This is a genomic window from Micromonospora sp. S-DT3-3-22, from assembly GCF_015354745.1.
GTDB lineage: Bacteria > Actinomycetota > Actinomycetes > Mycobacteriales > Micromonosporaceae > Micromonospora > Micromonospora wenchangensis.
Window position 1 is genome coordinate 1 of record NZ_JACGMO010000009.1, and the last position, 24666, is coordinate 24666.

The 24666-nt window shown below is 73.0% G+C and carries 21 protein-coding genes; 20 read left to right on the forward strand and 1 reads right to left on the reverse strand.

Annotation, left to right across the window (positions count from 1 at the left end):
• The first annotated feature begins 445 nt into the window (after positions 1–445).
• From ppdK to H1A17_RS03985, 5 genes are all read left to right on the forward strand, one after another.
• On the forward strand, positions 446–3148 hold the full coding sequence (ppdK, locus tag H1A17_RS03965) for a pyruvate, phosphate dikinase (RefSeq protein ID WP_194821091.1): 2703 nt from the start codon (positions 446–448) through the stop codon (positions 3146–3148).
• A gap of 236 nt (positions 3149–3384) precedes the next feature.
• Complete coding sequence (locus tag H1A17_RS03970) at positions 3385–4686, forward strand: deoxyguanosinetriphosphate triphosphohydrolase (RefSeq protein ID WP_194821092.1); 1302 nt, start codon at positions 3385–3387, stop codon at positions 4684–4686.
• Between the two features lie 280 nt (positions 4687–4966).
• Positions 4967–5800, forward strand: a complete 834-nt coding sequence (locus tag H1A17_RS03975; RefSeq protein WP_145921248.1) for a siderophore-interacting protein — start codon at positions 4967–4969, stop codon at positions 5798–5800.
• Between the two features lie 233 nt (positions 5801–6033).
• On the forward strand, positions 6034–7908 hold the full coding sequence (dnaG, locus tag H1A17_RS03980) for a DNA primase (protein ID WP_194821093.1): 1875 nt from the start codon (positions 6034–6036) through the stop codon (positions 7906–7908).
• Complete coding sequence (locus H1A17_RS03985; RefSeq protein WP_194821094.1) at positions 7908–8501, forward strand: hypothetical protein; 594 nt, start codon at positions 7908–7910, stop codon at positions 8499–8501. Before dnaG ends, H1A17_RS03985 begins: the two co-directional genes overlap by 1 nt.
• A gap of 111 nt (positions 8502–8612) precedes the next feature.
• Here the strand turns inward: H1A17_RS03985 and H1A17_RS03990 are convergent, their stop codons facing one another.
• On the reverse strand, positions 8613–8834 hold the full coding sequence (locus tag H1A17_RS03990; protein ID WP_240762350.1) for a flavin reductase: 222 nt from the start codon (positions 8832–8834) through the stop codon (positions 8613–8615).
• A 448-nt stretch (positions 8835–9282) separates the two neighbouring features.
• Between H1A17_RS03990 and H1A17_RS03995 the strand changes: the two genes are divergently transcribed.
• The 15 genes from H1A17_RS03995 (at position 9283) to eboE (ending at position 24651) form a co-directional block, all read left to right on the forward strand.
• Positions 9283–10086, forward strand: a complete 804-nt coding sequence (locus H1A17_RS03995; RefSeq protein ID WP_309236694.1) for a helix-turn-helix transcriptional regulator — start codon at positions 9283–9285, stop codon at positions 10084–10086.
• Positions 10077–10289, forward strand: coding sequence for a DUF397 domain-containing protein (locus H1A17_RS04000; protein WP_194821095.1), 213 nt, complete (start codon positions 10077–10079; stop codon positions 10287–10289). Before H1A17_RS03995 ends, H1A17_RS04000 begins: the two co-directional genes overlap by 10 nt.
• 17 nt (positions 10290–10306) lie before the next feature.
• Entirely contained in the window at positions 10307–10498 is a 192-nt protein-coding gene (locus tag H1A17_RS04005) for a DUF397 domain-containing protein (protein WP_194821096.1), read from the forward strand.
• Between the two features lie 160 nt (positions 10499–10658).
• Positions 10659–11798, forward strand: coding sequence for a YihY/virulence factor BrkB family protein (locus H1A17_RS04010; RefSeq protein WP_145921243.1), 1140 nt, complete (start codon positions 10659–10661; stop codon positions 11796–11798).
• Between the two features lie 351 nt (positions 11799–12149).
• Positions 12150–13328 carry an ROK family transcriptional regulator gene (locus H1A17_RS04015; RefSeq protein ID WP_145921242.1) on the forward strand — a complete coding sequence of 393 codons (1179 nt, stop codon included), beginning with the start codon at positions 12150–12152 and terminating at the stop codon, positions 13326–13328.
• On the forward strand, positions 13325–14914 hold the full coding sequence (locus H1A17_RS04020) for a sugar ABC transporter ATP-binding protein (protein ID WP_145921241.1): 1590 nt from the start codon (positions 13325–13327) through the stop codon (positions 14912–14914). Before H1A17_RS04015 ends, H1A17_RS04020 begins: the two co-directional genes overlap by 4 nt.
• A gap of 31 nt (positions 14915–14945) precedes the next feature.
• A complete protein-coding gene (locus H1A17_RS04025; protein WP_145921240.1) occupies positions 14946–16067 on the forward strand; it encodes an ABC transporter permease in 1122 nt (373 codons plus the stop codon).
• 112 nt (positions 16068–16179) lie between these two features.
• On the forward strand, positions 16180–17235 hold the full coding sequence (locus H1A17_RS04030) for a substrate-binding domain-containing protein (protein ID WP_145921239.1): 1056 nt from the start codon (positions 16180–16182) through the stop codon (positions 17233–17235).
• Positions 17236–17255: 20 nt separating this feature from the next.
• The gene (locus H1A17_RS04035) at positions 17256–18464 is read left to right on the forward strand and encodes a Gfo/Idh/MocA family protein (protein ID WP_145921238.1); all 1209 of its coding nucleotides are present in this window, start codon (positions 17256–17258) and stop codon (positions 18462–18464) included.
• A gap of 458 nt (positions 18465–18922) precedes the next feature.
• Positions 18923–20071, forward strand: coding sequence for an inositol-3-phosphate synthase (locus tag H1A17_RS04040; protein WP_145921237.1), 1149 nt, complete (start codon positions 18923–18925; stop codon positions 20069–20071).
• Positions 20068–21015 carry an SCO3242 family prenyltransferase gene (locus tag H1A17_RS04045; protein ID WP_145921236.1) on the forward strand — a complete coding sequence of 316 codons (948 nt, stop codon included), beginning with the start codon at positions 20068–20070 and terminating at the stop codon, positions 21013–21015. Before H1A17_RS04040 ends, H1A17_RS04045 begins: the two co-directional genes overlap by 4 nt.
• Positions 21012–21947, forward strand: a complete 936-nt coding sequence (locus H1A17_RS04050) for a sugar phosphate isomerase/epimerase (protein WP_145921235.1) — start codon at positions 21012–21014, stop codon at positions 21945–21947. The genes H1A17_RS04045 and H1A17_RS04050 overlap by 4 nt, the downstream gene beginning before the upstream one ends.
• Positions 21948–21984: 37 nt before the next feature.
• Entirely contained in the window at positions 21985–22587 is a 603-nt protein-coding gene (locus H1A17_RS04055; RefSeq protein ID WP_194821097.1) for an EboA domain-containing protein, read from the forward strand.
• Between the two features lies 1 nt (position 22588).
• The gene (locus H1A17_RS04060; RefSeq protein ID WP_145921233.1) at positions 22589–23443 is read left to right on the forward strand and encodes a TatD family hydrolase; all 855 of its coding nucleotides are present in this window, start codon (positions 22589–22591) and stop codon (positions 23441–23443) included.
• Positions 23443–24651, forward strand: coding sequence for a metabolite traffic protein EboE (gene eboE, locus H1A17_RS04065; RefSeq protein ID WP_194821098.1), 1209 nt, complete (start codon positions 23443–23445; stop codon positions 24649–24651). Before H1A17_RS04060 ends, eboE begins: the two co-directional genes overlap by 1 nt.
• Positions 24652–24666: the final 15 nt, after the last annotated feature.

Here is a 24666-nt window from a genome sequence, read left to right on the forward strand (position 1 = left end):
GCCAGCGTGCCCGCGGCCGGGGTGACCGTGGGCGGCGTGACCGTGGGCGGCGTAGCCGGGGTCGGGCCGGCGTCGGGGCGCGGCGGCTGCTCGGGGACGGGGGCGACGCCGGTACGTGGGGTGCGCGACACGGGGCGGCTCCGAGGGGTGTATTCGCGAGGGATATGGCAAAGGTCAGGTTTGGCGTGACGGGTGACGTCAAGAGTACGAGGAGGAACCGGAATTGCGTGATCGTGCTCGTGGAAGCGTTCCCAGAAACCGGCGTGAACGCGGATAGTCGTGACCGCTGTGCCTATTGTCACCGAACGGTCCCGGCCCGCCCGATGTTCGCTTAACCTTCGCCCACCGAACGCTGACCAGGCCGGATTGCCGGTGGTCAGCCCCGGGGTAAGTCAGAACTGAACCTTCGTTAAGTGTCAATTCCGGCGCGCGTGGGAGGCTTCTGGTGACAGCGCACGAGACGGACAAGTACGTCTACGACTTCGCCGAGGGCAACAAGGACCTCAAGGACCTGCTCGGTGGAAAGGGTGCCAATCTCGCCGAGATGACCAATCTCGGCCTGCCGGTGCCACCGGGCTTCACCATCACCACCGGGGCGTGCCAGGCGTACCTGGCGACCGGACGGGAGCCGGACGGGCTGGCCGGGCAGATCGAGGCCCACCTGGAGGCGCTGGAACGCGCGATGGGCCGACGCCTCGGCGATCCGCACGACCCGCTGCTGGTCTCGGTACGCTCCGGCGCCCGGTTCTCGATGCCCGGCATGATGGAGACCGTCCTCAACGTCGGCCTCAACGACCGCAGCGTCGTCGGCCTGAGCAACCAGGCGGGGCGCAACGACCGGTTCGCCTGGGACTCCTACCGCCGGCTGATCCAGATGTTCGGCAAGACCGTCTGCGAGGTGCCCGGCGAGGAGTTCGAGCACGCCCTCGACGAGGCCAAACGCGTCAAGGGCACGCACGACGACCTCGACCTCGACGCCGACGACCTGCGCGGACTCGTCGAGACGTACAAGAAGATCTTCGCCAAGCACACCGGGCGGGAGTTCCCGCAGGAGCCGCGCGAACAACTCGACCTGGCCATCCGGGCGGTCTTCGAGTCGTGGAACGCCGAGCGGGCGATCCTCTACCGCCGCCAGGAGCGCATCCCCGCCGACCTGGGCACCGCCGTCAACGTGGTGGCGATGGTCTTCGGCAACCTCGGCCCCGACTCCGGCACCGGCGTCGCCTTCACCCGCGACCCGGGCAGCGGCGCGCAGGGCATCTACGGCGACTACCTGGCCAACGCCCAGGGCGAGGACGTCGTCGCCGGCATCCGCAACACCGTGCCGTTGCAGGAACTGGAACGGCTCGACAAGACCTCCTACGACCAGCTGCTCGACATCATGGCCCGGCTGGAGGGGCACTACCAGGACCTCTGCGACATCGAGTTCACCATCGAGCGGGGCAAGCTCTGGATGCTCCAGACCCGGGTCGGCAAGCGCACCGCCGCCGCCGCGTTCGTCATCGCCGGTCAGCTCGTCGACGAGGGCCTGATCGACCTCGACGAGGCGCTGCACCGGGTCAACGGCGCGCAGCTCGCCCAGCTCATGTTCCCCCGCTTCCAGCTCGACCACGGGATCGAGGCGGTCGCCACGGGTATCGGGGCCTCCCCGGGGGCCGCCTCCGGCGCGGTGGTCTTCACCTCCGCCCGCGCGGTCGAGCTGGCCGCCGAGGGCAAGGCGGTGATCCTGGTCCGCCGGGAGACCAACCCCGACGACCTCAACGGCATGATCGCCGCCCAGGGCATCCTCACCTCGCGCGGCGGCAAGACCAGCCACGCCGCCGTGGTGGCCCGGGGAATGGGCAAGACCTGTGTCTCCGGGGCCGACGAGATCGAGGTCAACGTGCCGGCGAAGCGGTTCACCGTCGGCGGGCACACCGTCGCCGAGGGCGACGTCGTCTCCATCGACGGCACCACCGGCAAGGTCTACCTGGGCGAGGTGCCGGTCACGCCGTCCGAGGTGGTGCAGTACTTCGAGGGCACCCTCGACCCGGAGCGGACCGACGACGCGCTGGTCCGGGCCGTACACCGGATCATGACGCACGCCGACACGCGACGGCGGCTGGCCGTGCGGACGAACGCCGACACCGGGGCCGACGCGGCCCGCGCCCGGCGCTTCGGCGCCGAGGGCATCGGCCTGTGCCGCACCGAGCACATGTTCCTCGGCGACCGACGGGAACTGGTCGAACGGCTGATCCTCGCCGCCACCGACGCCGACCGCACCGACGCGCTCGCCGCTCTGCTGCCCCTACAGCGCCAGGACTTCGTGGAGATCTTCCGCGAGATGGCCGGGCTGCCCGTCACCGTCCGGCTGATCGACCCGCCGCTGCACGAGTTCCTGCCCCCGCTGGAACAACTCGCGGTCAACGTCGCCGTCGCCCAGGAACGCGGCGAGGACGTCGCCAAGGAGGAGGCGCTGCTCGCCGCCGTCCGCCGGATGCACGAGGAGAACCCGATGCTCGGCCTGCGCGGGGTCCGCCTCGGCCTGGTCATCCCCGGCCTGTTCGCGATGCAGGTCCGCGCCATCGCCGAGGCCGCCGTCGCGGTCACCCGCGACGGCGGCACGGCCTGCCCCGAGATCATGGTCCCGCTGGTCGGCGCGGTCCAGGAACTGGAGACGGTACGCGCCGAAGCCGAGAAGATCATCGCCGAGGTGGTCGGGGACAGCGGGGTCGAGGTGCTGATCGGCACCATGATCGAGGTGCCCCGGGCGGCGCTGACCGCCGGCCAGATCGCCGAGGCGGCGCAGTTCTTCTCCTTCGGCACCAACGACCTCACCCAGATGGGCTGGGGCTTCTCCCGCGACGACGTCGAGGGCGCGTTCTTCTGGCGCTACCTGGAACTGGGCATCTTCGGCATCTCCCCGTTCGAGTCGATCGACCGCGACGGCGTCGGCCGGCTGATCCGGATCGCCGCCGAGGAGGGTCGGGCCGCCCGCCCCGGGCTGAAGCTCGGCGTCTGCGGCGAACACGGCGGCGACCCCGACTCGGTGCACTTCTTCCACGAGGTGGGGCTGGACTACGTCTCCTGCTCGCCGTTCCGGGTGCCGGTCGCCCGGCTGGAGGCCGGCCGGGCCGCCATCGAGACCACCGGCTCCGACAGCCGCTGACCGCCCGCGACGCCCACCGGCCCGGCCACCGGTGGGCGTCGCGGGTATTCGCCGGGCCGCCACCGGTCGGCGTCGCAGGGTTGTCCGCCTTGGCCAGCACCGGTCGGCGTCGCGGGGTGTTCCCGGCGGCGGTGCCCGGAAGGGTCGCGGGGTTCCCGGTGCCCGCGCCCACCCGCGCGGTGCGGCGTAACCTGGGCTCCCCCGACCCTGGGGGACGACCGTGAAGGGGAGGCCGGATGGTGGAACCGCCCGCCCGACCACCCGGCGTCGACGGGAACCCGGCCGACGCGCGACGGTGGGTGCAGGAGGCACCCAAGGACACCGGCCACGGCCGCTCCCCGTACGAGCGGGACCGGGCCCGGGTGCTGCACTCGGCGGCGTTCCGCCGGCTCGCCGCGAAGACCCAGGTGCACGTCGCCGGCACCGACGACTTCCTGCGTACCCGGTTGACCCACTCGCTGGAGGTGGCCCAGATCGCCCGGGAGATGGGGGCCCGGCTCGGCTGCGACCCCGATCTGGTGGACACCGCCGGGCTGGCCCACGACCTCGGGCACCCGCCGTTCGGGCACAACGGCGAGGACACCCTCGACGGGCTCGCCGCGTCCTGCGGCGGCTTCGAGGGCAACGCGCAGACGCTGCGGGTGCTCACCCGGCTGGAGGCGAAGGTGCTCGCCCCGGACGGCAGCCCGGCCGGGCTCAACCTCACCCGGGCCGCCCTCGACGCGGTCAGCAAGTACCCGTGGCCCCGCCGCCCCGGGTTGCGCAAGTTCGGTGTGTACGGCGACGACCGCCCGGTCTTCGACTGGCTGCGCGCCGGCAGCCCCGCCCCGGTCCCACCCGGTCCCGGTCAACCCGGCGACCCGTCCGGTGGGGCCCGCCGCTGCCTGGAGGCGCAGGTGATGGACTGGGCCGACGACGTGGCGTACTCGGTGCACGACGTCGAGGACGGCATCCACGGCGGCTACGTCTCGCTGCGTCCCCTCCTGCACGACCCGGACGAACGCGCCGCGCTCTGCGTCGACGTGGCCGCCGTCTACTCCGGCGAGTCCCCGGACGACCTCGGCGGGGTGCTGGTCGAACTGCTCGCCGACCCGGCGCTCACCCCGCTGGCCGGGTACGACGGCAGCCACCGGGCGCAGGTCGCACTCAAGGCCACCACCAGCGTGCTCACCGGCCGGTTCGTGGCGACCGTGGTCGGGGCGACCCGGGACCGCTTCGGCCCCGGCCCGCACCGCCGGTACGCCGCCGACCTGGTCGTGCCGCGCCGGATCAGGGCGCAGTGCGCCCTGCTCAAGGGCATCGCCTGGCGGTACGTGATGTGCCGCCCGGACGCCCGCGCCCGCTACGACCGTCAGCGGGAGGTGCTCACCGAACTGGTCACCGTGCTCGCCGACCGCGCCCCGGACGCCCTCGATCCGGTCTTCGCCCCGCTGTGGCGGCAGGCCGGAGACGACCCCGCCCGCCTCCGCGTCATCATCGACCAGGTCGCCTCCCTCACCGACCCCGCCGCCCTGACCTGGCACACCCACCTCACCTGAACACCGGTCCCGCCCTAGCCCGGTCCCACCTCCCTTCCCGCCCGCCCCAGCCTTCCGCCCCGCCCCGTCCGGTCGCTCGCCCCTCGCCCCCGCCCCTCGCTCCGGTGATCAAGAGGTTTGCGTCAAACGATCAAGAGGTTTGCGTCAAAGTTGATCACTGGGTTGACGCGAACCTCTTGATCACGGGGGAGGTTGACGCAAACCTCTTGATCACCGGGGGTTGGGGGGCGGGCGTGGGGCGGGGGAGCGGGGGTGGGGGAGTTAGGGTAGCCTTAGTTTTATGGCGGAGCGCTCCAAGATGGTTACTGCGGCGCGGGTGGTGCGGACCGGACGGCCCACCCCGCACCTGGTCCGGCTCGTTCTCGGTGGGGAGGAGTTGGCCGGTCTGCCGGTGGGGGAGTTCACCGACCACTACGTCAAGCTGGTCTTCCCGCCCGAGGGGGTGGACCTGCCGAGGCCGCTGGACCTGACGGCGGTCAAGCGGGAGCTGCCCCGGGAGCAGTGGCCCCGGCTGCGCGCGTACACGGTGCGGGCCTGGGACGCGGCGGCCGGGGAGATGACCATCGACGTGGTGCACCACGGGGACGAGGGGTTGGCCGGGCCGTGGGCGGCGCGGCTGCGTCCGGGCGACGAGGTGCTGTTCGTCGGCCCGGGTGGGGCGTACGCGCCGGATCCGACGGCGGACTGGCACCTGCTGGTGGGCGACGAGAGTGCCCTGCCGGCGATCGGTGCCGCGTTGGAGCGGCTGCCCGAGGGCGCCCCGGCGGTCGTCCTGGTCGAGATCGCCGACCCGGCCGACGAGCAGGCGTTGCCGAGTCCCGGCGCGGTGGCGTTGACCTGGCTGCACCGGGCCGGCCGGCCGGTCGGCGAGGCCCTGGTCGCGGCCGTCCGGGAGCTGGAGTTCCCGCCCGGCCGGGTGCACGCGTTCGTGCACGGCGAGGCCACCTTCGTCAAGGAGCTGCGCCGGCTGCTGCGGGTCGAGCGGTCGGTACCCCGGGAGGCGCTGTCGATCTCCGGCTACTGGCGGCAGGGCATGGACGACGAGGGCTGGCGCTCCACCAAGCCGGACTGGAACCGGCAGGTCGAGGCCGAGGAGGCCGCAGCCGTCGGCTGACCCGGCCGTACGGCGACGAGGCCGCGACCCGGCCACGCCGGGCCGTACGGCGACTCCGCCGACCCGCCGCCGACACCATCGCCAGCGGACGCCCCGACGTCGCCCCCGACCCGGCACCACCGCTCCCCGCATGCCCGTCCCGTGGTCGGTGGCGGTGTGGGCCACACGGCGTCCCCCCGACGCCGGATCGTCGATGCGGCAGGGCAGGATGTAGCCCTGAGGAGGTGGCGTCGGTGGCTGGGCGGATCAGGGACGAGGACATCGCGTTGGTCCGCGAGCGCACCTCCATCGCCGAGGTCATCTCGGACACGGTGACCCTCAAGTCGGCCGGTGGCGGCAACCTCAAGGGCCTGTGCCCGTTCCACGACGAGAAGAGCCCGTCGTTCAACGTCTCGCCGGCCCGTAACGTCTTCTACTGCTTCGGGTGCGGCGTTGGCGGCGACGCGATCAAGTTCCTGATGGACGCCGAGCATCTCAGCTTCGTCGAGTCCGTCGAACGGCTCGCCGACCGCGCCGGCATCCAGCTGCGGTACGTCGAGAACGACCAGTCGACCCCCCGGACCCGCCCGCAGCAGGGGCAGAAGCAGCGGCTGGTGGCCGCGCACGCCGCCGCCGTGGAGTTCTACCAGGCGCAGCTCACCACGGCCGGCGCGCGTCCGGCCCGGGAGTTCCTGGCCCGGCGCGGCTTCGACCGGGCCGCCGCGCAGCGGTACGGCTGCGGCTTCGCCCCGGACGCCTGGGACCTGCTCACCAAGCACCTGCGCCAGCAGGGGTTCAGCCACGACGAGTTGGTCACCGGCGGGCTGTCCCGGCCGTCGCGCTCGGGCACCCTGATCGACCGGTTCCGCCGCCGGCTGATGTGGCCGATCCGGGACATCGCCGGCGACGTGATCGGCTTCGGGGCCCGCAAGCTCTTCGACGATGACGACGGCCCGAAGTACCTCAACACCCCCGAGACGCCGATCTACAAGAAGTCGCACGTCCTCTACGGCATCGACCAGGCCAAACGGGAGATCGCCAAGCAGGGCCGGGTGGTCGTGGTCGAGGGCTACACCGACGTGATGGCCTGCCACCTGGCCGGGGTGCCGACCGCCGTGGCGACCTGCGGCACGGCCTTCGGCGCCGACCACATCGGCGTGCTGCGCCGGCTGCTGCTCGACACCGACGCGGTGGCCGGTGAGGTGATCTTCACCTTCGACGGGGACGCCGCCGGGCAGAAGGCCGCGCTGCGCGCCTTCGAGGACGACCAGCGCTTCGTCGGGCGTACCTTCATCGCGGTCAGCCCGGACAACATGGACCCGTGCGACCTGCGGTTGGCAAAGGGTGACCTGGCGATCCGTGACCTGGTGGCCCGCCGCGAGCCGCTCGTCGACTTCGCCCTGCGGCACGTCATCAACCGGTACGACCTGGACACGGTGGACGGCCGGGTGGAGGCGATGCGCCGGGCCGCCCCGCTGGTCGCCAAGATCAAGGACCGGGAGAAGCGTCCCGAGTACGTCCGCAAGCTCGCCGGTGACCTCGGCATGGAGATCGAGCCGGTGCAGCGGGCGGTGCTGGCCGCCGCCCAGTCCCCCGGCGAGCGGGAGGCCGCCGCCCCGCCCCGGGGTCGGACCCGGCCGGCCGTGCCCGCCGTGGACAGTCCGGAGTCGATGGTCGAGCGGGAGGCGTTGAAGCTCGCCCTCCAGGAGCCGGTCCTCGCCGGCCCGATGTTCGACGCCGTCGAGGCCGCCGAGTACCGGCACCCGGTGCACGTCGCGGTGCGTACCGCGATCGCGGCGGCCGGCGGGGTGGCCGTCGCGGCCGGTGGCGCGGTGTGGATCGAGGCGGTCCGGGACGCCTGCACCGACCTGGCGGCCCAGGCGCTGGTCGGCGAGCTGGCCGTGGAACCGCTGCGGCTCGACGGCGAGCCCGACCCGAGGTACGTCTCGATCACCATGGCCCGGTTGCAGTGGGGCTCGGTGACCGCCCGGATCAGGGACCTCAAGTCCAAGATCCAGCGGATCAACCCGGTCACCCAGAAGGACGAGTACTTCGCTCTCTTCGGGGAACTGCTCTCGCTGGAACAGCACGCGCGGGCCCTGCGCGAGCAGGCCGCGGGAGGACTCTGATGGGACTGTTCGGCCGCAAACGCAGGGTGCCGTCCGCCGTCCGCCCGCCCCTGGCCGCCGGTGAACGCGTACTGGCCTGGGCCGCTCCCGGCGACGGCGGCAGCAGTGGCGCGTCGCCCGCCGAGGGCACGTCGGCCGGTGCCGGTGGTGATGCTGCCGGTGGCGGGGTGCTGGTGGCGACGAACCTCGGGCTCTGGCTGCCGGGCCGGGGGGAGCGGTTGGGGTGGCACGACATCCTCAAGGCCGTCTGGTCCGGGCGGGAGTTGACGGTCACCCCGGCCGCGACGGCTGCCGAGCGGGACGGCTACCTGGTGGTCGCCGACGGTCCCGCCGAGACGTACCTGCTGCTCGACCCGGGTGACCTGCCGCACCAGGTGCGGGCCCGGGTGACCCGCTCGGTGGCGTACACCCAGCAGCACCCGGTGCCCGGCGGCTCGGGGCGGATCGCGGCCCGGCGGGTGGCCGGGGCGGACGGTCTGACCTGGACGGTCCGCTACGACCCCGGCACCCCGGTCGACGCCGACGAGGTACGCGCCGAGACCGACCAGCTCGTCGCCGCCGCCCGCGCCGCGACGGCCCCCGCCGACCTCTGAGGATCGTCGGGGTGCTGGTCGCTGTTGCGGCGATATGGCGTGATCATCCGAACCGGACAGCGCAACATCAGCCCACCTGAGTCGATCACCGGCCGGTCAGGTGGGCTCGGGTTACCGGGACCGTGCCCAGGTGACGATGCGTTCGGTGAGGCCGGGTGGCGCGACGCCATGCAGCCCGGCGAGGTCGTCCATGGCCTCGCCCAACAGGAGGCCCAGGTAGACGAGCAGGGCGATGCGATCCTCGCGGTACTCCCCGAGCAGCGCCAGCCGCGCCGGCGAACACGGCCAGGCCGCCCCGCACACCCGGCACCGCCAGGAGGGGCGGGCGGCCACGTGGGGACGGTACCGGGGCATCAGCGCCGCCCCGGCCGTACCGGGCGGACGCTCCCACCCGGCCCGGCCCCGACCCGGTCGGAGTACACGCCGCCCGACCTGCCCCGGCCGGGATCACCGTAGGCCGGGCGGCCGCGCCCCGGCCCGTCGTGGCCCGGCTCGGGCCGATCCGGTCGACCGGAACGGGGGCCGGGGTGCCCCGAGAATCCGCAGCGCGATCCGAGAACCTGACGCATGGTCGAGCCTCCGTCGATGGTGGAGGGGAGCGTCCGCCGACGACACCGACGGACGCTCCCGGCCTGGTTCCGCCCACCGTCCGATCCCGGGAGCGGTCCCGCTGGGTGACAGTCTGTTGATGACCCGGCTACGGTGGGAGGTCCGCCGTGCCGACGACGCAGGCGTGGACCGGTCGAGCCCGAGCGGTACGACAATGTACGGAGGCTGTCTGGTGGAACGCTCGTCGATGCTGGACCACTTCGCGGAGGAACTTCGGCTCACCCGGGCCGCCCACGGCATGTCCCAGGCGGCGCTGGCCGAGGCGCTGAGCTATTCGGGTGCCCTGGTCGCCAAGGTGGAGACCTGCGAACGCCGGCCGAGCCTGGACTTCGCCCGCCGCTGCGACACGGTGTTCACCACCGACGGCCGCTTCGAACGAATCCAACGCCGGATCAGCCGGGAAACCGTGGTGCCGTGGTTTCGTGACTGGGCCGGCATCGAGCAGGAAGCGACGGCGCTGCGGACGTTCGAACCGCTCTGTGTGCCGGGCCTGTTGCAGACCGAGGCTTATGCCCATGCACTGCTGTCCGGCGGCGGATTGTTCGCACCTGACGAGATCGAGCAGCAGGTGACGACCCGCCTCGATCGCCGAGCGATACTCACCCGAGACCGGCCACCACTGCTCACCGCCGTCATCGATGAGTGCGTGCTGCGCCGCCAGATCGGTGGGCCGGAGGTGATGCGCGAGCAGTTGCGTCACCTGGTGAAAGCGGGATCCACGTTGCCTCGGGTCCGAATGCAGGTCGTGCCGTTTTCGGCCGGCGCGTACCCTGGGATCAACGGCCCCTTCGTGATAGCCACCTCGCCACACGGGGAGGATGTCGTCTACCAGGAGGGTCAGCTCCACGGCCAGGTGGTCGACCGCTCCGATTATCTTCGACAGATGGTCGAGGTCTGGGAATCGATCCGTGGTGAGGCGCTGTCGCAGCAGCAGTCCTTGGAACTGATAGCAGAAGTGGCGGAGACATGGATCTGAGCGACGCCCGGTGGCGCAGGAGCAGCCGCAGCAACGGTCAGGGAGGCAACTGCGTCGAGGTGGCCGACAATCTGTCCGGCGTGGTAGCCGTGCGTGATTCCAAGGACCCGCAGGGTCCGGTGCTGGCCTTTCGTCCGGACACGTGGCGGGAGTTCGTGGCGAAGGTCGTGAGGCAGCATGGCAACGGCACTCCCTCGAACTGATAGAGGGAGGCGGAAACATGGATCTGAGCGACGTCCGGTGGCGCAAGAGCACCCGTAGCAATGGCGGCGGTGGTGCGTGCGTCGAGGTGGCGGAGAACCTCCCCGGCGTGGTGATGGTGCGGGATTCCAAGGACCCGGGCGGGCCGGTGCTGGCCTTTGACCCGTATGCCTGGCGGGCATTCGTCGCCGGAACGGCGAGAAGGGCTTAACGGGCCTGCGGGGGGACCGGCGGCCCGATCCCGAGGCGTTGCCCGCACGCCCGGCGGCGGGGGAGTGCCCGTCGTCACCTCTGCCGCTGGTCGGGGGTTAGGCGGCGGCTGCGGCGGGGCATGTCGGAGGGCGACATCCGCAGATCCCCGAGGAGGGGCGATGGCCTCCGACGAGACCCACGCCGACCGCGACGACGCGGCCACCGTGACCGCAGCCCGGCGCGACCGGGACCGGTCGGGGGACCGCCCGTCGGGTGAGCCCGTGTCCGGCGGGCCAGTGTCCGGTGACCGGCAGCGGGGCGGTCGGCGGGAGGTCGACGCGCGTACCCGGCCGGCCGGTCCCGACGACGGCCCGGACAGCCCCGCCGACCTGCACCGGGCGGACTGGAGAGCGGCGCTCAAACGCACCGGGCGGGAGTTCCAGGAGGACAGCCTGACCGACTGGGCCGCCGCGCTGACCTACTACGGGGTGCTGTCGATCTTCCCCGGGATGCTGGTGCTGATCTCGATTCTCGGTCTGCTCGGGGAGCGCGCCACCAGCGGGGTCCGGGACACCGTCGGGCAGGTGGTGCCGGAGGAGAACATCCGCACCATCATCGAGACCGCGATCGACCAGGCCGGCCAGTCGGGTGGGCTGGCGAGCGTCGCCGCGGTCATCGGTCTGGTCGCCGCGTTCTGGTCGGCCTCCGGCTACGTGGGCGCGTTCATGCGGGCCTCGAACAGCATCTACGACGTGCCGGAGGGGCGGCCGGTGTGGAAGACGCTGCCCATCCGGCTCGGGGTGACCGCCCTGGTGGGGGTGCTGCTGCTCGCCGCCGCGGTGATCGTGGTCTTCACCGGCGGCCTCGCCGAGCAGGCCGGCAGCGCCATCGGGTTGGGCTCGACGGCGGTGACGGTGTGGAACATCGCCAAGTGGCCGGTGCTGCTGGTGCTGGTCAGCCTGATGTTCGCGATCCTCTACTGGGCGTCGCCGAACGCCCGGCACGGCGGGTTCCGCTGGGTCAGCCCGGGTGGCGTGCTGGCGGTGCTGCTCTGGTTGCTGGTCTCGGGCCTGTTCGCCCTGTACGTCAGCAACTTCGGGTCCTACAACAAGACCTACGGGGCACTGGCCGGCGTGATCATCTTCCTGGTCTGGCTCTGGCTGAGCAACATCGCGATCCTGCTCGGCGCGGAGTTCGACGCCGAGTTGGAGCGGGGCCGGGCGATCTCCGCCGGCCACGACCCGGACGAGGAGCCGTACGTCGAGCTGCGCGACGACCGCAAGCTGCGCAAGAAGCGCAACGCCGCCCCCGGCCGCTGACCCGCGTCACACGGGCCGCCCCCGAGGGGCCCGTCGGAACCACCGCCCCGCCCCGCCGCGTCGACCGTGGCGGGGCGGGGTCTTGTCATGTCCCGGTGCGATCCGGTAATGCTTCCCCCGCCCGTGCCGGGCCCGGCGGGCGGCGCTCACCCGGTGCCCGTAGCAGGTCGTTGCGGAGATTTCTCGGTCTGTCAACCTTTTCTTGATCGACTAGTAGCTTTTGTTCGTTCGGACAAAAGTTGCCGGAGGAACGACCGAAGCTATGGACACGTGCCACGGAAGTCTCCTACTGTGTCGACCACAACACAACGGCGTGACGTCAATGTGAACCCTGAGGCGGAGGTGAGTCCCGTGCGGACGGCAGATCCCCTGCACGTGCAGCTGTTACGGCTGCTCCGTGACGAGGGGCCAGCGTCCCGGGCCGAGCTGGGCGACCGGTTGCAGATGCCCCGGCCCCGGCTCCTCGCCGAGTTGGAACGGCTGGTCGGGCTGGGTCTGGTGGCCGAGGCCGGACTGGCCGCCTCGCGGGGCGGCCGCCGGTCGACCCTGGTCGAGCTGAACCCCCACCTGCGGTTCGCCGGCATCGACATGGGCGCCAGTTCGATCGACGTCGAGGTGGTCAACGGGCGGCTCGAACCGATCGCCGCGTACGCCGAGCCGGCCGACATCCGCTCCGGCCCGAAGGCCATCCTGCACCGGGTCAACGACCTGCTGCACAAGGCCCGGGTGGACGGGGCGTACGAGCGGCTCAACGGTGTCGGCATCGGCCTGCCCGGCCCGGTCAGCTTCCGCGACGGGGTGCCGGTCTCGCCGCCGATCATGCCGGGCTGGGACCGCTACCCGGTACGCGAGCTGATCAGCCGTGAGCACGGGTGCCCGGCGGTGGTCGACAACGACGTGAACATCATGGCGATCGGCGAGCGGCACGGCGGGGTGGCCCACTCGGTCGACGACTTCCTCTTCGTCAAGATCGGCACCGGAATAGGGTGTGGGATCTACCTGAGCGGCGAGGTCTACCGGGGCACCGACGGGTGTGCCGGCGACATCGGGCACATCCAGGCCGAGGCCGGCGGACCGGCCTGCACCTGCGGAAACGCCGGTTGCCTGGAGGCCGTGTTCAGCGGGGCGGCACTGGCCCGGGAGGCCGCCGTCGCGGCGCGTACCGGTACCTCGCCGGCGCTGGCCGAACGGCTCGCCGCCCGGGGCGCGGTCTCCGCCCGCGACGTCGCCGAGGCGGCGATCGAGGGCGACGTCACCTGCATCCAGCTCATCCGCGACGGGGGCCGCCGGGTCGGGCAGGTGCTGGCCGGGCTGGTCAGCTTCACCAACCCGTCGATGATCGTCATCGGTGGCGGGCTGGCCCACCTCGGGCACATCCTGCTCGCCGAGATCCGCAGCGTGGTCTACCGCCGTTCGCTGCCGCTGGCCACCGGCAACCTGCCGGTCGTCCTGTCCGAGCTGGGACCGCGCGCCGGAGTGGCCGGCGCGGCCGTCCTCGCCAGCGACGTCGCCTTCGGGGAGGCATCATGAGCGCCGAGTCGCATTCCGCCGCCGGGGACAAGGCCCCGCTGGTCGAGGCGCCCGCCGACACCGTCGCCGGTGAGGTGGTGCTCCGGCTGACCGACGTGGTCAAGACCTTCCCCGGCGTACGCGCCCTCGACGGCGTGCAGCTTGAGGTGCGGGCCGGTGAGGTGCACTGCCTGCTCGGGCAGAACGGCGCCGGCAAGTCCACCCTGATCAAGGTGCTCGCCGGGGTGCACCGGCCCGACTCCGGCCAGGTGGAATGGCGCGGCGAACCGGCGCACTTCGCCAACCCGCAGGCCGCCATGCGCGCCGGCATCGCCACCATCTACCAGGAACTCGACCTGGTCGAGGACCTGTCGGTCGCCGAGAACGCCTTCCTCGGGCACGAGCCGAAGGTCGCCGGATTCGTCCGGCGCGGGCTGATGGCCCGGCGTACCCGGGAGATCCTGAGCCGGCTCGGCCACGGCGAGATCCCGCCCGGCCGGATGGTGCGCGCGCTGCCGGCCGCCGGCAAGCAGGTGGTCAGCATGGCCCGCGCGCTGTCCCACGAGGCCCGCCTGATCATCATGGACGAGCCGAGCGCGGTGCTGGCGCACGACGAGGTGGACAACCTCTTCCGGATCATCCGGGAACTCACCGCCCAGGGCATCGCGGTCATCTACATCTCGCACCGGATGGAGGAGATCCGCGAGATCGGCGACCGGGTCACCGTACTCAAGGACGGCCGGACCACCGCGGCGAACCTGCCGGCCCGGGACACCCCGACCCGCGACCTGGTCGCCCGGATGACCGGCCGGACCATCGAGTACGTCTTCCCGGACCGCCCGACCGCGCCGGCCACCGGCGACGAACTGCTGCGGGTCGACGGGCTGAGCCGGACCGGCGAGTTCGCCGACGTCTCGCTCAGCGTCCGTCCCGGCGAGATCGTCGGCATCGCCGGGCTGGTCGGCTCCGGCCGCTCGGAACTGCTGGAGACGATCTACGGTGCCCGGCGCGCCGAGTCCGGCACCATCCGGATGGGCGGCCGGACCCTGCGGCCGGGCAGCGTCGGCGCGGCGGTCCGGGCCGGCATGGGCATGGCCCCCGAAGAACGCAAGAGCCAGGCGTTGCTGCTCGGCGAGCCGATCCACCGCAACGTCACCCTGGCGACCTTCACCCGGTACGCCCGCCTCGGCTTCACCAACGCCGGGCGGGAGCGGGCCGAGGCGGAGCGGATCGCCGACGACCTCCAGCTCCGGCCCAACGACGTGCGCCGGGCGGTACGCACCCTCTCCGGCGGCAACCAGCAGAAGGTGGTGGTCGGGCGCTGGCTGCTCGGCGACACCCGGTTGCTGCTGCTCGACGAGCCGACCCGGGGGGTGGACGTGGGGGCCCGTGCCGAGCTGTACCGGGTGATCCGCGGCCTGGCCGCCCAGGGGGTCGGCGTGCTGCTGGTCTCCAGCGAGGTGCCCGAGGTGCTCGGCCTGGCCGATCGGGTGCTGGTGATGCGGGAGGGCCGGATGGTGCGCGAGGCGCCCGCCGGCGAACTGGACGAGAACACCGTGCTCGACCTCGTCATGGCGGGGTCTCTGATGGAAGGCGCGCCGGCATGAGCGAGCGCAGTGGACATAACGAGGTGACGGCATGAGTGAGTCGACCGGGACCGCGACGCCGGACCGGCCGGCGGACCTGCCGGCGCAGTCCCCGCCGGTAGACCCGGCGGTGACGGCGTCGCTCAAGGAGAAGCCGAGGACGGGCGGGTTGTCCTTCTGGAGCGGCGACGGGGGTGAGGGCGCGAAGCGTAACCTCGGCCTGATCGGCGTGCTGGTGGTGCTGATCGTGATCGGCGCCGCGACCCGCTGGGATCTCTACTCCAACCCGGACTGGGTGTGGGGCAACACGCTGACCATCCTCAAGCTCGCCTCGGTGGTCGGGGTGGTCACCGTCGGGATGACCTTCGTGATCATCGGCGGCGGCATCGACCTGTCGGTCGGCGCGATCGTCGCCCTCGCCGGGGTGTGGGCGACCACGGTCGCCACCCAGAGCTACGGCGCGGGCGGCATGATCTTCACGGCGATCGTGGTCGGCGTGGCGGTCGGCCTGGTCAACGGGATACTCATCTCGTACGGGCGGCTGGTGGCGTTCATCGCCACGCTGGCCATGATGGTCGCCGCCCGGGGTCTGGCCGCCCAGATCTCCGGCAAGCAGACCCAGGTGTCGAACAACTCCTTCATCAACGGCATCGCCAGCACCGATCTGCTCGGCATTCCGCTGCTGGTCTACATCCTCGCCGCCGTGGTCGCCGCCGGGTGGGTGCTGCTCAACCGCACCACCTTCGGCCGGCGTACGGTCGCCGTCGGCGGCAACCCCGAGGCGGCCCGGCTCGCCGGGATCAACGTCCGGCGGCACACCCTGCTGCTCTACGCGCTGTCCGGGCTGTGCTGCGGCATCGCCGCGATCATGCTGACCGCGCAGGCCAACTCCGCCCAGGCGGCCATGGCCAACCTCTACGAGCTGGACGCGATCGCCGCGGCCATCATCGGCGGCACGCTGCTCAGCGGTGGCCGGGGCACGATCATCGGCTCCCTGCTCGGTGTGCTGATCTTCTCCACCATCACCAACCTCTTCGCCATCAACGGCCTGTCCACCGAGGCCCAGAACATGGTCAAGGGCGGCATCATCGTCGGCGCCGTCCTGATCCAGCAGGTGCAGTTCCGCAGCGTCACCCAGTTCCTCAGCCGCAACAAGGTCACCACCCCCGCCTGACCGGGCGCAGCCCGACTCGTTTCGCACCATCACATTCCGGCGGCCACCGACGGTGGCCGGGATCAGCACAACCTTTTTCACCCCCACCATCCGTCATTTTCTGGAGGTCGTCATGACCCAGCCCCGTGACCTGTCCCGTCGCCGGTTGCTCTTCGGCGGCGCGGCGGTCGGCGCCGGTGTGCTCCTCGCCGGTTGCACCAGCAACGAGTCCACACCGACCGCGGCGCAGACCAAGGCGGCCGACAACGCCGAGGGCGGCAACAGCGCCCCCGGCAAGAAGGTCACCATCGGCTTCTCCGCCCCCGCCGCCGACCACGGCTGGATCGCCGCCATCACCAACAACGCCAAGGCGCAGGCCGGCGCGTACTCGGACGTGGACTTCAAGACCGTCGAGGCCGGCGCGGACGCGGCGGCCCAGCGGGCGGCGCTGTCCACCCTGGTCGCGCAGAAGCCGGACGTCATCGTGGTGCTGCCGCACGACGGCAAGGAGCTCAACGCGTTCGGCCTGGAGGCGATGAAGGCCGGCATCCCGGTGGTCAACCTGGACCGGGCCTTCCCCGACGCGCTGGCCTACCGGCTGCAGATCATGGGCGACAACTACGGCATGGGCGTGGCCGCCGCGAACTTCATCGTGGCCCAGCTCAAGGCCAAGGGCGTCAGCAACCCGGTCATCGGTGAGATCCCCGGCATCGACTCGCTGGAGCTGACCCAGCAGCGGTCCAAGGGCTTCGCCGATACCCTGGCCACGGCCGGGTTCAAGGTGGCCAACCGGCGGCCGGCGGAGTTCACCGCCGACTCCGGCCAGCAGGCCGCCACCGGCCTGTTCCAGGCCCTGCCGAAGATCGACGCGGTCTGGAACCACGACGACGACCAGGGCATCGGTGTCCTGGCCGCGGTCAACCAGGCCAACCGCAAGGAGTTCTTCATGGTCGGCGGCGCCGGCTCGAAGAAGGCCATGGAGGACATCCAGGCCGACAACACGGTGCTCAAGGCGACCGTGACCTACAGCCCGTCGATGGCCTCCTCGGCCATCTCCCTGGCCCGCCTCATCGCCCAGGGCAAGGGCATGTCCGACCTGGTGGAACTCCAGGTGCCCAAGGAGATCGTGCTCGCCTCGGAGACGATCACCAAGGAGAACGCGAGCAACTACCTCAAGCTCGGGTTCTGATACACGGGGGGAGACCCACCTTGTCCACTCACGACAACGAACTCCGGATCGGGATGATCGGGTACTCGTTCATGGGCGCCGCGCACTCACAGGCGTGGCGCACCGTGAACCGGGTGTACGACCTGCCCGCCCGGGTTCGGATGGCGAAGATCTGCGGCCGGGACGCCGCGAAGGTCGCCGAGGCAGCCGACCGGCTGGGCTGGGACGCGCACACCACCGACTGGCGTGCCCTGGTCAACTCGGACGACATCGACGTGGTCGACATCTGCACACCAGGTGACAGCCACGCCGAGATCGCCCTCGCCGCGCTCGCCGCCGGCAAACACGTGATCTGCGAGAAACCGCTGGCCAACACGGTGACCGAGGCGCGGGCGATGACCGCCGCCGCGGCCACCGCGGCAGCCGCCGGGGTCCGGTCCATGTGCGGGTTCAACTACCGCCGGGTGCCCGCCGTCGCCCTGATGCGACAGCTCGTCGCCGAAGGACGGCTGGGGACGATCCGGCACGTCCGCGCGACGTACCTCCAGGACTGGATCGTCGATCCGCAGTTCCCCCTGGTCTGGAGGCTGGAGAAGGACAAGGCGGGCTCCGGTGCCCTCGGTGACATCGGGGCGCACATCATCGACCTGACCCAGTACGTGACCGGGCAACGGATCACCGGGGTCAGCGCCGTGACCGAGACGTTCGTCAAGGAACGCCCGCTGCCGGGCGCGTCCAGCGGCCTGGCCGCCGAGGTCGACGGCACCGCCACGGCGACCGGCACGGTCACCGTCGACGACGCCGCGATCTTCGTGGCCCGGCTCGACGACGGAGCACTGGCCACGTACGAGGCGACCCGGTTCGCCACCGGCCGCAAGAACGCCCTCCGGGTGGAGATCAACGGTTCGCTCGGTTCGGTGGTGTTCGATCTGGAACGCCTCAACGAGCTGGAGTTCTACGACGCCACCCGGCCGACGGCCGAGCAGGGGTTCGCCCGCATCCTGGTCACCGAGGCCGAGCACCCGTACATGGCGGCCTGGTGGCCGCCGGGTCACATCATCGGCTACGAGCACTCCTTCACGCACGAGATGCGCGACTTCGTCGAGGCGGTCGCCACCGGCGTCGACCCGACCCCGTCGTTCGCCGACGCGTTGCAGGTCCAGCTCGTGCTGGACGCGGTGACCCGCTCGGCGGAGCTCGGTTCCCAGTGGACCGACGTCGAGCCGGCCCTGGCCGCGCTCGCCGTCTGACCAGCCACCTCCGCCGCCGACCGGCGAGGGACCGGCCGCGGTTGCGCCCCGCGGCCGGGCCGGGGTCGGTGTCGGAGGGCGTGCGCCGGGCCGTCGGCCCGGGGCACGCGCACGTCGGCCGTCCGGTGCGGCCGGACCGGGATTCCCCGGTCGCACCGGAGGGCCGCCTGTTAGAACATAGATGAACGTGATTCGACAAACCGGATCACCACCACAGTCGTCCGGCCGGAGGCGCGCCGCCGCCGTCGGCCGGATGCGGGGAGGCAGGGCCGAGACGCCGAACCGGCCCTGCCTGCCAGCCCCGTCCGCACGCCGTACGGGAACCGGGTGCGGTGACGATGCCGCCGACGTCGTCGCCGTGCCCGGTGCCATCCCGTACGACCGGGCGGGCGGGGCCACCCCGCGCCCCACCGTACGACTCGACCGACAGGACGTTTCCACCCGACGGAAGGAGCACCATGAGAACGGGTGTCTGGCTGGTGGGAGCGCGCGGTTCCGTCGCGACCACCGCCATCGTCGGGGGCCTCGCCCTGCGGGCCGGTCTCACCGGCCCCACCGGCTGCGTCACCGAACTTCCCGACCTGCGTGGGCCCGCCCTGCCCACCTTCGCCGACCTGGTCTTCGGCGGTCACGACGTGGCCACCACCCCGCTGACCAAGCGGGCCGAGGCGCTCGCCGCCGCCGGCGTGCTGCCCGGCCGGCTGGCCACCGCGCTCACCGCCGACCTGACCGCCGTCGAGGACGACCTGCGGCCCGCGCCCACCGGCGGCAGCCAGGCCGACCGGGCGGCCACCATCACCGCCGAGCTGACCGCGTTCCGCGACCGGCACCGGCTGGACCGGGTCGTGGTGGTCAACGTCTCCGCCACCGAACCCGCCCCCGCCACGCACCCCGGCCACGCCGACCCGGACGCCCTGCGGGCCGCCCTCGCCGGCACCGACGAGGTGCTCCCGCCCAGCTCGCTCTACGCCTACGCGGCCGTCGAGGCGGGCTGCCCGTACGTCGACTTCACCCCGTCCACCGGGCTGCGCCTACCGGCGCTCGCGGCGCTGGCCGCCCAGCGCGGCCTGCCGTACGCCGGGCACGACGGCAAGACCGGGGAGACCCTGGTCAAGTCGGTGCTCGCCCCGATGTTCGCGATGCGGAACCTCGCGGTCCGCTCCTGGTCCGGGGTCAACCTGCTCGGCGGCGGCGACGGGGCGACCCTGGCCGAGCCGGGCGCCAACGCCGCCAAGGTGGACAGCAAGCAGCGGGTCCTCGGCGAGACGCTCGGCTACGTGCCGCAGGGCGGCACCCGGATCGACTACGTCGAGGACCTCGGCGACTTCAAGACCGCCTGGGATCTGATCACCTTCGCCGGCTTCCTCGGCACCGGGATGCGGATGGAGTTCACCTGGCACGGCTGCGACTCCGCGCTGGCCGCCCCGCTGGTGCTCGACCTGGCCCGGCTCACCGCCGCCGCGCACGCCGCCGGCCGGGTCGGCCCCCTGCCCGAGCTGGCCTTCTTCTTCAAGGACCCGATCGACTCGCCCACCCACTCGCTGAGCACCCAGTGGCAGCGGCTCGTCGACTTCGCCCGGGAGCTGCACGCCGGCGGTGCCGGGTGACCAGCCTGGCCGACCTGGCCGAGCTGGTCCGGGCACCGGCCGCGCTGTCCGTACCGGGGGACCTGGTGGCCGGGGCGGCGGCGGCCGGGGTGCTCGGCCCGCGTACCGCCGGGCTGGCCGGTGCGTCGGTGCTGCTCTACTGGGCCGGGATGGCCGCCAACGACTGGGCCGACCGGGGGCTGGACGCCGAGGAACGCCCGGAACGGCCCATCCCGAGCGGCCGGATCACCCCGGCCGCCGCCGTCGGGGTCGCCGCCGGGCTCACCGCCGCCGGCCTGGGCCTGGCCGCCGCCGTGGGCGGTCGCCGCGCCGCCGCCGTCGCGCTCCCGCTCGCCGCCACCATCTGGGGGTACGACCTCGCGGCGAAGAACACCGCCGCCGGTCCCGCCGTGATGGCCGCCTGCCGGGGGCTGGACGTGCTGCTCGGCGCGTCACCCGGCCGGCCGGTGCGGGCGCTGCCGGCGGCGCTCACCGTCGCCGCGCACACCTGGACGGTCACCGCCCTGTCCCGACGTGAGGTCACCGGCGCCGACGCGGCGCTGCCCCGGCGTACCCTCGCCGGCACCGCCCTGGTCGCGCTGGCCGCCACCACCCTGCCCCGCCGCGCCACCCCGCCGCCGTCCCCGCGCCCCGGGGCCGCCACACCGTCCCCGCGTCCCCTGGCCGCCGAGTCGTCCCCGCGTCCCCTGGCCGCCATGGTCGCCGCCGCGCTGCCGGTCGGCCTGGCCGGCTGGTACGTCGCCCGGTACGGCGGCGCGCAGGCCCGGGTCGCCGCCGAGCCCACCGCCGGCCGGGTCCGGGCCGCCGTCGGGGCCGGCATCACCGGGCTGCCCTCGTTGCAGGGCGCGCTCACCGCCCGGGCCGGCGCCGGGCTGGTCGGCGCGCTGGTCGCGCTCGCCGCGCCGCTGGGCGGCCGGCTGGCCCGGAAGCTCTCCCCGACATGACCACCCCACCGCCCACCACCACCCCCGCCGATTCGCCGGCCCCGGAGCGGCTGCGGTTCGGCTACGGCACCAACGGCTTCGCCAACCACCGGCTCGACGACGCCCTGACGGTGCTGGCCGACCTCGGCTACGAGGGGGTCGCGCTGACCCTCGACCACGACCACCTCGACCCGTACGCGCCGGGGCTGGCCCGTCGGGTCGACGCGGTGGCGCACCGGCTGGCCGCGCTCGGCCTCGGCGTGGTGGTCGAGACCGGTGCCCGCTACCTGCTCGACCCGTGGCGCAAGCACGCCCCGACGCTGCTGCACGACGAGCCGGCCGGCCGGATCGACTTCCTGGAACGGGCGGTGCGGGTCGGCGCCGACCTCGGCGCGGAGGCGGTCTCGTTCTGGGCCGGGGTCCGGCCCGGCCACGTCCCGGTGGAGGTGGCCCGGGACCGGCTGGTCGCCGGCTGCGCCACGGTGGTGGCCGCCGCCGACCGGGCCGGGGTGACCCTGGGCTTCGAACCGGAACCGGGAATGCTGGTCGAGGACATCGCCGGCTGGCGGTGGCTGCACCGGGCCCTCGGCGGGCCGGCCCGCTTCGGCATCACCCTCGACATCGGACACTGCCGCTGCCTGGAGTCGGCGACCGTGCCGGACTGTGTCCGCCAGGTGGCCGACCACCTGGTCAACGTGCAGATCGACGACATGCGCCGGGGCGTGCACGAACACCTGGAGTTCGGCACCGGCGAGATCGACTTCCCGCCGGTGCTGCGGGCCCTGGCCGACGGCGGCTACCGGGGACTCGTCGCCGTGGAGCTGCCCCGGCACTCGCACGCCGCGCCCACCGTGGCCGCCCGGTCGCTGGACTTCCTACGCACCGCCGCCCGGCAGGCCGGTCTCGCGGCGGGCGCGCCACCCGTGCCCGCCGGCACCACCGGGGCGGACTGACCACCGCCGACCGTACGCACCTGGGGAGGGAAGACGGATGACACCGGATCGACTGCGGGCCGCGCTCGAGGGCGCACCCGATCCCGACTGGCTGGAGACCGCACTGCGCCGCGTCGCGGCCGAGCCCGGCGCGGTCGGACGGTACTTTCCCGCCGCCGCCCGGCGGTGCGGCCGGCACGACCTGCCCGGTGCCCCCGGCTGGACCGCCGACGAGGCGGCGCGGGCGCTGCTGCTGGCCGCGCTCCCCGCCGACCAGGCCGCCGCGCAGGCCGAGGAGGTCTACCGGTACGGCGACGCCGCCGAGAAGCGGGCCGTGCTCAAGGCCCTGCCGCTGCTGCCGATCGGTGACGCCGGGGTGCCGCTGCTGCACGACGCGATCCGCACCAACGACACCCGGCTGGTCGCCGCCGCGCTCGGGCCGTACGCCCGGCACCTGGCCGCGGACGCCTGGCGGCAGGCGGTGCTCAAGTGCGTCTTCATCGGGGTGCCGCTGGCCGTCGTCGCCGACCTGGACGACCGTGCCGACGGGGAACTGGCCACCATGCTCGCCGCGCTCGCCGCGGAACGGCACGCCGCCGGTCGGCAGCTCCCCGCCGACGCCACCGCACTGCTCGACCGGCTCACCATCAGAGAGGCGTGACATGCGCATCTTCGACCCCCACATCCACATGACGTCGCGGACCACCGACGACTACGAGCGGATGGCCGCCGCCGGGGTCCGCGCCGTGGTCGAGCCGGCCTTCTGGCTGGGGCAGCCGCGCACCAGCGCCGCCTCGTTCGCCGACTACTTCGACTCGCTGATCGGCTGGGAGCCGTTCCGGGCCGGCCAGTTCGGCGTCCGGCACCACGCCACCGTGGCGCTGAACCCGAAGGAGGCCAACGACCCCCGCTGCCGGCCCGTGCTCGACCTGCTGCCCCGCTACCTGGAGAAGGACGCCGTGGTCGCGGTCGGCGAGATCGGCTACGACGACATGACCCCGGCCGAGGACGAGGCGTTCGCCACCCAGCTCGCCCTGGCCGTCGACCACGATCTGCCGGCCCTGGTGCACACCCCGCACCGGGACAAGGCGCGCGGCGTCGAACGCAGCCTGGCGGTGGTCGCCGAGAGCGGCATCGCGCCGGGCCGGGTGGCGCTGGACCACCTCAACGAGGTGACCGTGAAGCTGGCCCGGGACAGCGGCTGCTGGCTGGGTTTCTCCATCTACCCCGACACCAAGATGTCGCCGCCGCGGATGGTGGAGCTGCTGCGCACGTACGGCACCGAGCGGATGCTGGTCAACTCGGCCGCCGACTGGGGCCGCTCCGACCCGCTGCTGACCCGGGCCACCGGCGAGGCGATGCTGGCCGCCGGGTTCACCGACGACGACGTCGACCGGGTGCTCTGGCGCAACCCGGTGGAGTTCTACGGGCAGTCCGGCCGGCTCGACCTGACCGACCTGGACACCCCGACCAGCGGCACCTTCGAGGGCAACTCCATCCTGCGCGGCGGCGACTGATGCGGCTGCGGCACGCCGACGGCAGCACCGTCCACCTCGGCTACTGCACCAACGTGCACCCGGCCGAGGACACCGCCGGCATCCTCGCCCAACTCGACACGTACGCGGTGCCGGTGCGGGAGGCGCTCGGCACGGACCTGCTCGGCCTGGGGCTGTGGCTGGCCGCCCCGGTCGCCGCCGAGCTGGCCGCCGACCCGGCCGCCCGGCGCCGGCTGCGCGCCGAGCTGACCCACCGGGGGCTGGAGGTGGTCACCCTCAACGGCTTCCCGTACGCGGCCTTCCAGGCCCCGGTGGTCAAGGGCGCGGTGTACCACCCGGACTGGACCACCGGGCAGCGGCTGCGCTACACCCTCGACCTGGCCCGGGTGCTGGCCGACCTGCTCCCCGACGACGCGGCCCGGGGCTCCATCTCCACCCTGCCGCTGGCCTGGCGGGAGCCCTGGGACGCGGCCCGCGCCGACACCGCCCGTCGCCGGCTCGCCGCGCTCACCGCCGGGCTGGCCGAGGTGGAACGGGACACCGGCCGCCCGGTGCGGGTGGCCTTCGAGCCGGAACCGGGCTGCGTGGTGGAGAGCAGCGGGCAGGCCGCCGCGCTGCTGGGCGGCCTGGACCCGGAGCGGCTCGGGATCTGTCTCGACCTGGCCCACCTCGCCTGCGCCTGGGAGGAGCCGGTCGAGGCGCTGGCCCGGCTGGACGCCGCCGGCCTGCCGGTGGTCAAGGTGCAGGTCTCCGCCGCGCTGGAGTCGGCCGACCCGGTCGCCGACGCCGAGGCGCTGGGCCGCTGGGTGGAACCGAGGTTCCTGCACCAGACCCGTACCGCCGGCTGCGCCCACGCCGCCGACCCGGCCGACCCGGCGTACGCGGCCGACGACCTGGACGCGGCGCTGGCCGCGCGGCTGCCCGGGGCGTGGCGGGTGCACTACCACGTGCCGCTGCACGCCCCGCCCGAGCCGCCGCTGACCTCCACCCTGCCGGTGCTGCGCGCCGCGTTGGCCGCGCTGCTCGCCGGCCCGACGGCCGGCTGTGACCACCTGGACGTCGAGACGTACACGTGGGGGGTGCTGCCGGCGGCGCGGCGTCCGCGCACCGACGCGGAGCTGGCCGTGGGCATCGCCGCCGAACTGGCCTTCGCCCGCGACGAACTGGTCACCCTCGGCCTCACCCCGGCCGGGCGAGCCGTCCCGACGACCCTGGGAGTACGACGATGAGCGAGCGCCACCGAC

Excerpts from the sequence above, each read along its gene's own strand:
- H1A17_RS03985 (WP_194821094.1), top strand. The coding sequence starts at position 7,908 with ATGGGACTGTTCGGCCGCAAACGCAGGGTGCCGTCCGCCGTCCGCCCG.
- eboE (WP_194821098.1), top strand. The coding sequence starts at position 23,443 with ATGCGGCTGCGGCACGCCGACGGCAGCACCGTCCACCTCGGCTACTGC.
- H1A17_RS04025 (WP_145921240.1), top strand. The coding sequence starts at position 14,946 with ATGAGTGAGTCGACCGGGACCGCGACGCCGGACCGGCCGGCGGACCTG.
- H1A17_RS04050 (WP_145921235.1), top strand. The coding sequence starts at position 21,012 with ATGACCACCCCACCGCCCACCACCACCCCCGCCGATTCGCCGGCCCCG.
- H1A17_RS03975 (WP_145921248.1), top strand. The coding sequence starts at position 4,967 with ATGGCGGAGCGCTCCAAGATGGTTACTGCGGCGCGGGTGGTGCGGACC.
- H1A17_RS04060 (WP_145921233.1), top strand. The coding sequence starts at position 22,589 with ATGCGCATCTTCGACCCCCACATCCACATGACGTCGCGGACCACCGAC.
- H1A17_RS04000 (WP_194821095.1), top strand. The coding sequence starts at position 10,077 with ATGGATCTGAGCGACGCCCGGTGGCGCAGGAGCAGCCGCAGCAACGGT.
- H1A17_RS04010 (WP_145921243.1), top strand. The coding sequence starts at position 10,659 with ATGGCCTCCGACGAGACCCACGCCGACCGCGACGACGCGGCCACCGTG.
- H1A17_RS04055 (WP_194821097.1), top strand. The coding sequence starts at position 21,985 with ATGACACCGGATCGACTGCGGGCCGCGCTCGAGGGCGCACCCGATCCC.
- H1A17_RS03970 (WP_194821092.1), top strand. The coding sequence starts at position 3,385 with ATGGTGGAACCGCCCGCCCGACCACCCGGCGTCGACGGGAACCCGGCC.
- H1A17_RS04030 (WP_145921239.1), top strand. The coding sequence starts at position 16,180 with ATGACCCAGCCCCGTGACCTGTCCCGTCGCCGGTTGCTCTTCGGCGGC.
- H1A17_RS04040 (WP_145921237.1), top strand. The coding sequence starts at position 18,923 with ATGAGAACGGGTGTCTGGCTGGTGGGAGCGCGCGGTTCCGTCGCGACC.
- H1A17_RS04020 (WP_145921241.1), top strand. The coding sequence starts at position 13,325 with ATGAGCGCCGAGTCGCATTCCGCCGCCGGGGACAAGGCCCCGCTGGTC.
- H1A17_RS04005 (WP_194821096.1), top strand. The coding sequence starts at position 10,307 with ATGGATCTGAGCGACGTCCGGTGGCGCAAGAGCACCCGTAGCAATGGC.